The following is a 12,549-nucleotide window of genomic DNA, read 5'->3' as shown; positions in this document are numbered from 1 at the left end:
AGCAATCGGGGCATGGAGATGGTCGCCGTCAGAGGGCCGCGGTCTGATCCAGGCACCGCACAGGAAGCTGATCGGGCCAGTCCGCTGTGACCAGATCCTCGATGGCAAAGCGACGGGCCACCTCGGCAGCAGCCACGGTGCCGCCGCAGGAGCTGGCGACCCAGGCCAGATCCGCGGCGTTGGCCTGGTCGGCCATGGAGGGCCGGTTCAGAAGAAGGGTCTCCGCCGGGGGAGAGACGGCCTGCACGAAACCGAACATGCCTCCTCCCGCATCATCGTCTGTGCATTGATACGTGGATTCCCACACCATGGGAGTCTCGATGGATGGGGCTGGGATGAGGGTCAGGGACGCCGGCGCCGCATCGAGGGTCACGGTCTTTCCCGGAGCGCCTTCGCTCACCGCATCGGGGCCCCCATAGGGACGGAAGGTCACCACCAGAGGAAAGGGGTTGCCGCTCGGGCCCTGCAGCATGGCCAGGCGTCCATCGGACGGCGGCGCATAGGTGCTGTCGATCGGGACCAGATGAATCAGAGAACGAGAGAAACACTCTCCACGAGTGGAAGGCTTGACCCGCTTGCCGGGAAAGCTGTTGCGCAGATCCGCCCGGACGGGCAGCGCCGGCAGCAGGAGCAGCAGCGCCAGCAGAAGAGCGGAATGGCCGTGGGACGTCAGACGCATGGCTCGGGGGGGGAAACGGCTGAAAGGGTCAGGCAATGTGGACTGGGTCGAGGCTGGAGAGCGCCGGCTCAAGGGGCGGGTGAGACCGGGGTGCATCGCACGGGCAGATTCTGAGGCCATGTCTCATCCAGCACATCCTTCAGCCCAAAGCGACTGGCCACATCCGCTGCCCGGAGAGAGCTGCCGCAGGCGGAGGCCAGCCAGGCCACATCCGCTGCTGCTGAGCGATCGGTCGGCTCCGGGGAGTCGATGAGCAGCGTGAGCGCAGGGGGAGAGACGGCCTGCACATAACCGAGAGGACCGCCTCCGTCACCCTCTTCGCCAGCGCAGTCGTAGAACGACTCCCAGACCGTGGGCCCCTGTGTTGCCGGGACCGGCAGCAGGACAAGCGAGGCCGGTGAGGCGTCCACATCCACCTCGCTGGTCGCGGTGGTGGAGACCCAGCCGGCCTGGCTTCCACCAGGGGCCTGGTACGGGCTGAAGCGAACCACCACCGGCCTGGGCGTTCCGGTCGGGCCCTGAAGGAAGGCGAGATACCCCCCGGAGGCCGGCGGGGCATAGACGCTGCCATCCGGCACCAGATGCACCAGCATCCGGGCGGCACACTCTCCGCGGGTCCCCCCTCCGATCCGACGGCCGGGGAAGGTGTTGCGGAGGTTCTCAACCTCCTGAGCCAGCGAAAGCGCAGGCATGGTCAGTACGGCGCAGGCACACGCGAGCAGGGCATGACCCAGAGCACGGACAGCGAGCGGCGGTTGAGAGCGCGGGCCCATCGCATCCATCACGGCTAGTCTTTCCAGTCTGGTGACTGGGTCCCCGCAGTGACAACCAGCAACCAGGTCCAGTTCCGCTCCGGCAGCCACTTCCCCGCGAGCTGAGATGGGCATCGCTGAGCGTCTCCTGGTGAGCATCAGCCTTGGTTTGTTGCTCGGCCTGCTGCGGCGCCGGCAGCGCCTTGGCCACGGCCGGGCCCGTCAGCTGCCCCGGCCACCCCTCGGACGCATCCTCCTGTTCATGGGCGTGTGGGTGAGCGCCAGCCTGCCGCTCCCCTCCCAGCTGACGTTCCTGACCAGCTGGCGCGACATTGCCGGGCAACTGGCCCTGCTCTACGCCTGCCTCACCCTCGGAGGCTGGGCGATGGTTGAGGTACCGGGATCGCTGGGTTGGCAGCGCCGCCCGGCGAAGATCCTGCTCGACCTGAGCCTCCTCATCCTCGGCGCCGTGCTCACCCTCGTGCTCCTGCAGGAACGGGGGGTCAACCTGGTGGGGCTGGTGACCACCTCAGCGGTGCTGACCGCCGTGATCGGCTTCGCCGCCCAGGAGCCGCTGAAGGATGTGTTCGGCGGACTGACCCTGCAGATCGACCGTCCGTTCAAGGAGGGCGACTGGATCGAACTCGACGGAGTGCGGGGCAAGGTCGTCTCGCTGACCCTGATGAACACCTGGCTGCTCTCCAGCATCGATGGCAGCACGCTGGTGCTGCCGAATGACACCGTGGCCCAGGGTGTGATCCGGCGCGTGGAGCCGGGCGTGCCCTTCGGCAACGTGTTTCATGTGGGGCTCGATTACAGCTTTCCACCCACACGCGCGCTCGACCTGCTTCGCGGGGTGGTGGCTCATCACCCGGGCGTGCTCAACAGGCCGGCAGCCAAGGTCTGGGTAGATGGCTTCGACGACAGCTCCATCCGCTACGGCCTGCAGGTGTGGCACCTGGCGATCAGCGACATTGACCGGCTCACGATTCGAGGAGAACTTCAGGAGCAGATCTGGTACGCCCTGGAGCGTGTGGGCCAGAGCATTCCGTTTCCGATCCGTGAGGTGCTGCCTCGGCGGACCCGGATCGACCCGGAGGATCCCCTCCATGCGGACGACGGGACGCGGGCTGCGTGGCTGGCCCGCAACCCCCTGTTCGTTGAGCTCAGCTCAGATCAGCTGGAGGACCTGGCGCCGGCGACCCGCTGTGTGCGGTTCGCCCGCGGCGACACGGTGGTGGAGCAGGGAGAAGACGGCGACGCCCTCTTCCAAATCATCAGCGGGTCGGTGGAGGTGTGCAAGCGCGATGAGCGAGGCCGGGAACAACGCGTGGCCTGCCTGGGAATCGACAACATCTTCGGTGAGATGGCTCTCTGCACGGACGAGCCACGCAGTGCCAGCGTCCGCGCCCTGGAGGAGACCGTGTTGCTGGAAGTGGAACGCCGCGATCTGCAGCCGCTGATCGACCGCGATGCCAGCGTGGTCGACAACATGGCACGTCTGATGCACCGTCGACGCCAGCAGCTCCAGGCGATGCAGGACAGACAACGGCAGCATGACCTGCAGGCTGAGAACCAGTTGATTCGCTCGATGCGACGACTGTTCAACGTCGTGACCGGGAGTACCTGAGCGAATCGTTCAGCGGGCGCAGAAGGTCACCCTGACGTCGAGACGCTCACTGGGAGGCGGCAGCTCGCCGGGGTCGAAGGGGGGCGTGGCGGCCTGATCAGCGCGAGCCATGAGGGGCCTGGGCATCGCCCCGGAACCGATGTCCACCCGCAGCGGCGTGATGCTGGGGCGACCGATGGTGCCCGCCACGCTCCGAGCCTGGGTGGCGGCATCGCGGTAAGCCGCGTCCAGCAGGACCTGGCGGCCTGCCTCGATCCTTTCGGGATCCGTACGGGCCTGCACCGGCGCCAGAGACACGCCCGGCATGGCGCCCACCTCCCGGATCAGGGATTGCAGGCGGGCGGGCGCCAACACACCGCGAACCCGGAGCCGAGCGCTCACGGCCAGATCCGGGCGAGGCGGCTCCGGACGGCGGCTGGTCGAGGGCGAGGTCACTTCCAGATCGCGGACGCCAAGGTCCTGCAGAGCCCCTCGCACGACCGCAAGACGCTGCTGCAGTAGCGCCAAGGCGGCTTCGGCCGTTGATGCTTCCGCCGTGAGCCCCATGGAGACATCCAGGCGATCGGTGCGGCCCTCCCGGCGGGCCTGACCCTGCGCTTCGATCACGGTGCCATCGCATCGGACCTGCACCGTCACGCCAGCGCCTGCCACTGGGGAGGGGACAGAGGGCGCCAGGGCTGCGACGAGCGCCAGGACCGCACCCCATCCACGCGCCCCGGCAGGCGCTTGACGGGAGGAGAGCTCGGGGGACGCCGGCATTGCAGAACGCAGGTGCTGAAACCATCCAACCAGCAGCCGGAGCGTGCCGGAGGCACACCATCCCGTGACGCTCAGCCAGAGCGTCCCCACAGCCATGCCGGACGCTCGGATTCGCCTCAGAATCCAGTTTCTTCCGGTTGACGACGTGTTCCTGACGCTCCCGCTCCTGGCACAGCTGGTGGCGCCTCCTCTTCAGAACACGCCCGTGCGCTTGCCCGGGCCGGCAACCCAGGAGCAGCCCGCTCCCCCGGAGGCGGACAGCCCGGTGATCGAGGACTCCGATCTGGAGGATCCGGACCAGAGCGAAACCCCTGCCTCGCCCCCGGAGGCCATGCCCCTGTCCGAGCTGCCGGTCGTGACCGGGCTCGAGGGCATCAGTCCTGAGGAGCTGAGCCGGATCCTGGCGCCGTGTGCCCCCATCCAGGATCCCCAGGATCGCCTCGACCAGTGCGCCGCAGCCCTCACCGCCCACCTCATCAGCCAGGGTCTGGTCAACAGCCGCGTCTTTGTGTTGTCCACCAGCGGCAATGGAACCCTGGAGGTGGTGCAGGGAACGCTGGTGGAACTGTCGGTGAACGGCAGCGACGAGCGCCTCAATGCTCGTGTCAGCAGGCTGCTCGGCAACCTGGTCAACCGTCCGCTGCATCTACCCACGGTTGAGCGGGAGCTGCGGCTGCTCAGGCGGCTGCCGGAGGTCGAGAGCGTGCGGGGAAACCTGGCCAAGCTGGGCAGCGATCCCACACTCGCGGTGCTGCGGGTGAACGTTGAGCCTCGGGTTCAACCCTGGCGAGGGGAAGTCTCGCTGCGCAACGATGGGTCCAACGGTTCCGGCGAGGCACGGGGCACCGCCACGCTCGTGAAAGGCGACTTGATCGGTCACGGCGACACCCTGCTGCTTTACGGCGAGCTGAACGCCGATGACCAGCCGGAGCTGGGCACGGTGATCAGTTCGATCAGCTACAGCTATCCGCTCGCCGACACGCTGAGCCTGACGGGAGCCTTCGGCTACAGCCGCCGCAATCTGATCGAACTGCCGGATCCGGCGGACGGCTTCTCCACCAGCCAGTACCAGGGCCTGCTGCAGCTCGAGTGGGTGTTCCACGAGACCCTCTCCCAGCGCTGGGGGATGTTTCTCGGGGTGAGCCGCAACCGGAGCAACACCTACCTCGACGACGCGGTGCTGCCCTCTCTGATTCCGGACAGCATCCGCCAGCCCCAGTCCGCCTATCTGCGCTTCGGTGTGAGCGGCCTGGGCCAGACCGGCTCGGTGGGCTGGAGCGGCAATGCCTACTTCCTGCAGGGCATCGCAGCCGCCACACCCGAGAAGCAGCGCAAGGAACTGGCCCAGGCCGACATCGATGCCGGGCAGGCCGCCGCCCTCGGTGGTCTGATCAGTGCGAGCTGGGCCGTTGCCCCCCGGGTTCAGGTGAACGTGAGCGGCGGCGGCCAGGTGGCCCTCAATCCGCTGCTCTCCCCAATGCAGTTCAGCCTGGGGTCGGATGTGGGCATTCGCGGCCTGCCGGGCCAGCTGATCAGCGGCGACAGCGGCTGGCTCAGCACCGGTGAGGTGGTTGTCACCGCCTGGCAACAGGACCTCCAGGCCGTGCAGATCGTGCCCTTCATCGGCGCCGGCGGCGTCAGCACCGATCTGGCGGGAACCAACTTCAGCGATACCGTCGGCGCAGGCGGCATCCTAGCCCGATACATCAACCCGTCCTGGATCTTCGAGCTCGGCTGGGTGGAATCCTTCGAAACAGACGACAACCCCGGCGCCTGGGACGACTGGCTGCTCAGCGACGGCCTCTACGCCCGCGCCCAGTTCCGGTTCTGAGGCGATGGGTGCCACAGACGACGCAGCCGACGAGCTGGTCCTGGTGTACCAACTGGGAAAAGTGGGTTCCTCCACTGTTGCGGCCACGCTTCGAGCTCGCCTCACGAACAGCCTGGTGGTCCAGGCCCACTACCTCTCGGAGGCCTTCAAGCAGCGGGCCGCCGGCAAGGCCCCCTACACCTGGGCCCTCAGACAGATCGAACGCGTCGAGCGCTTCCGTTCGCGCCATCCCGATTCACCGGTTCGCATCATCACGCTCGTCCGTGAACCGATCAGCCGTGATCTGTCCAATCTCTTTCAGAACCCACAGATCTATCTGGGCGAGGGGCGGGAGCTGGCCGATGCGAGCGTGGACGAGCTGATCCAGCTCTGCCTGAAGCGGGAACGCCACGATTACACCCTGGGCTGGTTCGACAGCGAGTTCAAGCCCTACACGGGCATCGATGTGTATGAGCATCCCTTCGACACGCAGAGGGGCTACAGCAGCATCCACACAGCCGGCACCGATGTACTGATCATCCGGATGGAGACTCTGGACCAATGCTGCCGCCCAGCTCTTGCAGACTTTCTGGGGGTTGATGTCGGAGATCTGATCCAGACGAACATCACGGCAGAGAAGCCCCACGCCGAGCTGGCGCGACAGGTGCGCGAGCAAATCTCCTATCCCCGACCGATGCTTCGAAAACTCTACGCGTCGAAATATGCCAAACACTTCTATGGCGATCAGACCGAAGACCTGATCGCCAGGTGGAGCCACTGAACAGCGGGATTACAGCAGGAGAATGGGGTTGGCCGCGGTGAAGGCATCAGCCGACACACCGATCAGGGTGGTGGTGCCGAAACCATCCCGTGTGATCACTGCATTGAAGCCATCGGCTGCGATAGTGAAGGCCTGGTCGGAGCGGATCGCGATCCGGTCGCCTTCGATGAGGCGAAAATCCTCGATCACGTCATTGCCCTTGGACAGCCGGAACTGATCGGCTCCGGCACCCCCGATCAGGATGTCGTCGCCGCCGTTGCCGTTGATGATGTCATCGCCGGCACCACCGGAGACACTGTCGCGGCCGAGATCACCCAGCAACTGATCGCGACCGTTACCGCCAAACACGAAGTCATTCCCTTTACCGCCGCGGGCGTAGTCATCACCCCCGCCGGGAAGCAGCACGTCGTCTCCCTCGTTGCCGCGCAGGTCGTCGTTGCCGAGGTCGCCTTCAAGCCGGTCATTGCCGCCGCCTGCACGGATGAAATCCCCCTGGGAGGAGCCGGCCAGCGTCTCAGGTCGTTCACTGCCACCGATGAAATTCTGAAGGCCCCGAATCGGGGAGCTGGAGGGAATCTCTCCACTGGAACCTGAGGAGGATTCACCACCTCCACCACCCGATCCAGCACCACTACCACCACCACCGCCGCCGCCACCGGGCGCGGGGGACGGGGTTGGGGTTGGTGTGGGAGTCGGCGACGGTGCCGACGAGGGGGGAGGTGTGGGCGTTGGGGTGGGTGTCGGCGTGGGCGTTGGGGTTGGGGTCGGCGTCGGGGTGGGTGTCGGCGAAGGGGTTCCCGCTCCCGTGAAGCGAGCGTCCTGGAAAGGAGTGGCGAACAGAAGAGCGTCGGTGCTGCCATCGAGGGCAGCAGCCACGGAGCTGCTGTCGCCACCAAGGCTGCTGTCACCCCAGGTCACCACCGACCCGTCGGAGCGCAGTGCCGCGAAGGCCGAACCATTGGCCACCAGGCCCGTCACGGTCAGGTCATCAGCGGGACCGTTGAAATCGACACCGCTGCTGTCGCCACCGCGGGACGGGTCACCCCAGCTGACGACCGAGCCGTCGTCGCGAAGCGCCGCAAAGGCAGAGGTCGTACCAACGATGTCGGTGACCGTGCGGGGTCCGGTGCTCGTGGAGGGATCACCATCGCCGTCGAAGTCGATCGCACTGCTGTCTCCACCGCTGTTCACGGCGCCGGACTGACCCCAGGAGAGAACAGAGCCATCCGAAAGCAGACCGGCAAACGCAAAGTTGTTGCTGACCAGATCCACGAAGAAGCGATCTCCGGGATTGACCACCGAGGCGTCCCCACCGCGAAGCGGATCGCCCCAGGCGGTCACTGTCCCGTCTGTACGCAGGGCGGCAAACGCCGCCGTGGTGGACAGCAGTGTGCTCACCGGCCCGGCACCGGTGAGCGGGTCGAGCGCCACCGTGCTGCTGTCGCCTCCTGCGGCCTGATCACCCCAGGTGAGCACAGAGCCATCGGATCGCAGCGCCGCGAAAGCGGCATCGGTTGCCGCCACCGACACAACACTGAGGTTGTTCTCAGGGCCGTTGAAATCCAGCTCAGCCGGAATCGTGGCCGCTGCACCACTGCCCCAGGCCACAACGGTGCCATCTGAGCGCAACGCCGCGAAGGCCGTCCTGGACGGGTAGATCTCCAGGACATCCAGATCACCACTGGGACCGGAGAAGAAGGAGGGCTCCTGCAGCAGGCTCCCATCCCCAGCGCTGTCACTCCAGCTCAAGACCGATCCATCGGATCGCAGCGCCGCAAAGCTGTCGCTGTTGGAGAACAGCGATGTGACCGTGAGGTTGCCTGTCGTGAAGAACGGATCACCATCGCCGTCGAAATCGATGTTGCGGGTCTGGTTTTCAGCGTTGCGACTGCCCCACGTGGCAACGCTGCCATCCGATAGGAGGGCTCCGAAGACCGAGTCAGTGGTCGACACATCCACGACCGTCAGGCCACCGGAGCTGCCATTGAGATCAGCAAAGCGGCTATCGCCGCCGGCATTCGCATCACCCCATGCCACGAGGGAGCCTGTCGTGTCCAGAGCAGCGAAGGCGCGGCGACCAGAGAAGAGTTGCTGCGTGCCGGAGGCAATGGCGCCGGACACCGGGCTGCTGTCACCACCGGCGAGAGGGTCCCCCCAGCTCACCACGGAACCATCGGCTCGAATGACGGCGAAGGCGCCGTCACTGCGTTGCTCAAAGGGACTCCGGCCCGGTCCAGCCGGGGGAACCAGGGAAAAGGCCACATCCTCTGCCGTAATTGTGGATGTAGCGAACTGACCACCGACGGCAATGCTATAGGTCGGATCCGGCAGGATCTGAACGGTGATGTACTCACCCGGATCCACGATCGAATCGGAATTGATCGCAAACGAGAAGGAATCCGTCGCTGACGTTTCACCCAGGCCAATATCCGGAACAACACGCGAGAACTCCAGTGGCGCGTTCGAATCGGCCGGGGTGAACTGATAGTCGGCACCCGGCTGGGCGGTGCCTCCAAGCCTCAGGCGCACAGGCAGCACACCCTCCGGGTTGCCCGCCTCGCGAATCACAGTGAAGCGACTTGGCGATCCATCTTCCGATCCGTCAGCGTCGGCGATCACCCGGACGGTCGGGACTGCCGTGTTGCCCTCCGGGGGAGTGGAAGGGGGCTGAAACTCCGGCGCCGTTCCCACCGTGAAGGTGTAGTCATCCGGGGGCTCCAGACCGGGGAAACCATTCCCGGTGGCATTGCCCGCCTCTCGGAAGGCCGTCACCGGCACCTCCACGAAGTACTCGGTGTTGTCACTGAGGGAAGCACTGGGAGTCACCAGCACCACATTCGGGCTGGCTGGATCGATGCCCACCTGAGCACCATCGCTCACATCGACGCGCGCATCCACAGAGAACGCACTGAGATCCGCCGTCCAAGTGCCATCGGAAGTGATCGTGATGGCTGCCGGATCAACGGTGAAGGGGTTGGTGGGATCATCACTCCCTGTCAGCGTCAGGCTGGTGATTGCATTCGCATTGGCGATCGTGCCCCGCAGGCGCTCCTGCAAGGGATCCACCACCAGATCCACCGTCGCCGTCGGTGGCACTCCCGTTGCTCCGGCACCGAACACATCACTGTCCACAGCAGCACGTGCCGGGGTGGGTGGCGCCCCATCCGAGAGGGGAACCGCCTCGACGGTGTAGACCTCGCCAGCGTTGAACATCAGGTTGCTGATGTCCACAGACCAGGCCCCCGTGCTGGTGGAGAAACTCACCTGGTCGGACCCAAAGGCGGCAAGGGTGCTTCCGTCCTGGTTGAACAGCGTCACCGACGCAATTCCCACCGCCTCACTTGAACTGCCCGTCAGCGAACGGGCCAACGGATCCAACTGCAGCGCCACATTGGCGATCGCCACACCGTCACTGTCATCACTCAGGTCGTAGACCCCTGAAGTCCGCGATGGTGCTGAGCGCGTTGCCCCCTGGCTGACCGTTACCTCTGCGGTGTATGTCACACCATCGGCAAACAGCACGCGGCGACGCACCAGCAGATCACCGCTCACCGCCTCGACCGGCAGATTGAAGGTCAGTTCGATATCAGTGGTCACTGCATTGCCAGTCGACTCATCCGCCGGCGACTGGCTGATGAGCGCCGGCGCCGTCGGCTGGCTGCGATCGCGTCGCGTCGGATCCGAGAACGCCACCACGTTGACGGTTCCATCCAGATCCGAGGCCACCGCGCTGGTGTCACCTCCACGGCTGGTGTCACCCCAGCTCACGACCGAGCCATCACTTCTGAGGGCTGAGAAGGCCGCGCCACTGGACACGATGCTTGTGACAATCAGATCATCGTTGGGGCCATCGAAATCAACGCCGCTGCTGTCGCCACCCTTGCCGGGATCACCCCACGTCACCACACTGCCGTCATTCAGAAGGGCGGCAAAGGCAGCGACCGTGGCACTCACATCCGCCACATTCGCCAGGCCCCGGGTGGGAGAGGCCACCAGGCTGATGTCACCGCCGAAATCAGGATTGCCCCACGCCCGCACCGTTCCATCGCGATGGATTGAGGCAAAAGCACGATTGCTGGCCTCCAGGCGGACAACAGGGGACGTACCAGCCCCAAAGGCAGAGCCAATTTCGTCAAACGAGGAGAATGACGCAAAGTCAAAGATAGGTACCGAAACTAGATCGAAGAAGTCATCAGTAGTATCTCCAGGAGTGCCATTGTCATTTTCAACCTGGATATCAATCGACGTGAGCGGCAGGCCCTGTGCCAGCGACAGGCCATTGGCGTCGGTCTCGGTTGCTGACTGCAGCACACCGTCTCTTTTTGAACCCCAAGTGATGACCGACCCATCCGGACGAACGCCGGCAAACGCGTGGTTGGTGCTGTAAATCGCCTCAAACTGACCGAAGAGGCTGGTATCCGGCAGCTCGTCGGCGACATCCCAGAGATTCTTGACTAGTGGCGTGGTTGCAAACCGCTCCAACAACTCCGAGAGTGTTGGGTTCGCCTCTCTGGCATGGCCACTGAAATCGTCTGCGGAGAGGCTGATGATGGTCCCGGTACCACCCTTGCCGATATCGCCATAAGGGTAGGCGACACCCTGATCCGTGAGCGCTGTGAATGCCGACTGACTGCTAACAACATCAATGTATTTGCCTCCAGACAGGCGCAAAAGACCATCATCGACATTCTTACCCCAAAAAATGATCTCTCCAAGACTGTTGATGGCTGTAAAATCTTCATTGGATGCAATGACCGGAAGGTTGTTGGCATCATTGATCGCGCCATCGAATCCATCCAATGCGCTGGCCACTGCTGAGCTGTCGCCCCCAAAGCCCGCATTGCCCCAGGTGACGATCGAGCCATCCGAGCGCAAGGCGGCGAAGGCGGCAGCGGTGGAATAGATGTCCACCACCTGAATACCAGCGTCGTTCGGTCCTGGAAAGATCACCTCACCGCCGACATCAGGGCCCTCGAAATCGATCAGGCCAGTGCCATCGAAATCAATGCCATCGCTGCTCCCGCCAGCGTTGACGGTGGTGCTGCCCCAACTGAGCACAGAGCCATCACTCCTCAGCGCAGCAAAAGCGGCATAGGTAGAATAGATTCGCTCGACCGTAAGGTTGTTATCCGGCCCATTGAAGTCCAGCGCGGCACTATCGCCACCAAATTCGGCATTGCCCCACGTTTCCACAAACGTGTTGCCCTGCGGATCCTGAAGCAGCGCCGCGAAGGCGCCAACCGTGGAGAAGATCTCCACCGCCGTGCGGTCATCGTTGCTGCCATCGAAGTCAATGGCTGAGCTGTCACCGCCATACTCCGGGTCGCCCCAGGTGATCACGGAGCCATCCGCCAGAATCGTTGCGAACGCGCCTCCGTTGCGGTATTCGCTGCCGCTCGACACAGGCCGACTCTGCAGTGGCTCGATACCCAGTTCACTCACACCCTCGGCGCCGATCCGGCCTATGGCGGTTTTCCCTCCAATGGCAATGGAGTAGGCAGGATCGCTTGCGAGATCGAGAACAACCGACTCTCCGGGATCCTGAATGGCATCTTCCAGTGGCGTGAGGCTCACACGAGCTTCGGTCTGGCCCGCGGGGATGGTGACACGTCCCTGGGTTCGAGGGCTGACCGGATCGGCGTCCACCACAGGGCCATAGTCGACATTGGCCTGTGCCGTGCCGGACAAGCTGTAATGAACAACCAGATCGCTGCTGATCAGATCAGCCTGCGAGTCTCCACGGGCTCGTTCGGCATCCGACAAGGCACGGCCAACAACGAAATCAACTGATTGCGGCGATGCAACATCCGGCCCAGGCGCAACAGTTCCGCTCGGATCCTGTTGAAACGTCGTTGTGGAATCGGGCTCAAAGCCATTGCCGGCCTGGGCAAGAACAACAGAGACTTCTGGCATGGAAGGACAACCCCAAAGGCCGACTCCCTACTGTATCGGCATACCAGGAATCAGCAAGAGGAGCAAGCAGCCTTGCTTGTCGACATCCAGGCGCCGTAAGTAAAGAGGGCACCCAGGCGGGACGTCTCGGCTACAACGCACTCATCGATGCTCGAAAGCGCAGCTGATGAGAATAGGAAAGCAGGCTATATGAGCAACACATCAAGCCTCCCTGTCATGGAGTAA

The 12,549-nt window shown here is 64.4% G+C and carries 7 protein-coding genes; 3 read left to right on the top strand and 4 right to left on the bottom strand.

The features are described from left to right. Nucleotides 1-28: 28 nt before the first annotated feature. Entirely contained in the window at nucleotides 29-679 is a 651-nt protein-coding gene (locus EVJ50_RS11595) for a hypothetical protein (RefSeq protein ID WP_150884111.1), read from the bottom strand. 68 nt (nucleotides 680-747) lie between these two features. Continuing rightward, nucleotides 748-1,371, bottom strand: coding sequence for a hypothetical protein (locus EVJ50_RS11590; RefSeq protein ID WP_150884109.1), 624 nt, complete (start codon nucleotides 1,369-1,371; stop codon nucleotides 748-750). A gap of 187 nt (nucleotides 1,372-1,558) precedes the next feature. Here EVJ50_RS11590 and EVJ50_RS11585 point away from each other — a divergent pair, with 187 nt between their 5' ends. Further along, entirely contained in the window at nucleotides 1,559-3,061 is a 1,503-nt protein-coding gene (locus EVJ50_RS11585) for a mechanosensitive ion channel family protein (RefSeq protein WP_150884107.1), read from the top strand. Nucleotides 3,062-3,070: 9 nt separating this feature from the next. Here EVJ50_RS11585 and EVJ50_RS11580 read toward each other — a convergent pair whose 3' ends face one another. Continuing rightward, the gene (locus tag EVJ50_RS11580) at nucleotides 3,071-3,697 is read right to left on the bottom strand and encodes an SIMPL domain-containing protein (protein ID WP_191964763.1); all 627 of its coding nucleotides are present in this window, start codon (nucleotides 3,695-3,697) and stop codon (nucleotides 3,071-3,073) included. A 301-nt stretch (nucleotides 3,698-3,998) separates the two neighbouring features. On the opposite strand from EVJ50_RS11580, the gene EVJ50_RS11575 reads away from it, so the two are divergent. Together EVJ50_RS11575 and EVJ50_RS11570 are read left to right on the top strand one after the other, a co-directional pair. After that, on the top strand, nucleotides 3,999-5,651 hold the full coding sequence (locus EVJ50_RS11575; protein WP_191964762.1) for a ShlB/FhaC/HecB family hemolysin secretion/activation protein: 1,653 nt from the start codon (nucleotides 3,999-4,001) through the stop codon (nucleotides 5,649-5,651). A 4-nt stretch (nucleotides 5,652-5,655) separates the two neighbouring features. Further along, complete coding sequence (locus EVJ50_RS11570; RefSeq protein WP_150884101.1) at nucleotides 5,656-6,411, top strand: putative capsular polysaccharide synthesis family protein; 756 nt, start codon at nucleotides 5,656-5,658, stop codon at nucleotides 6,409-6,411. A 9-nt stretch (nucleotides 6,412-6,420) separates the two neighbouring features. Here EVJ50_RS11570 and EVJ50_RS11565 read toward each other — a convergent pair whose 3' ends face one another. Then, nucleotides 6,421-12,324, bottom strand: coding sequence for an Ig-like domain-containing protein (locus EVJ50_RS11565; protein ID WP_150884100.1), 5,904 nt, complete (start codon nucleotides 12,322-12,324; stop codon nucleotides 6,421-6,423). Nucleotides 12,325-12,549 lie beyond the last annotated feature (225 nt).

It is taken from the genome of Synechococcus sp. RSCCF101 (assembly GCF_008807075.1).
In the GTDB taxonomy this organism is placed as follows: Bacteria; Cyanobacteriota; Cyanobacteriia; order PCC-6307; family Cyanobiaceae; genus RSCCF101.
This window is presented reverse-complemented; position numbering and strand designations above follow the sequence as displayed.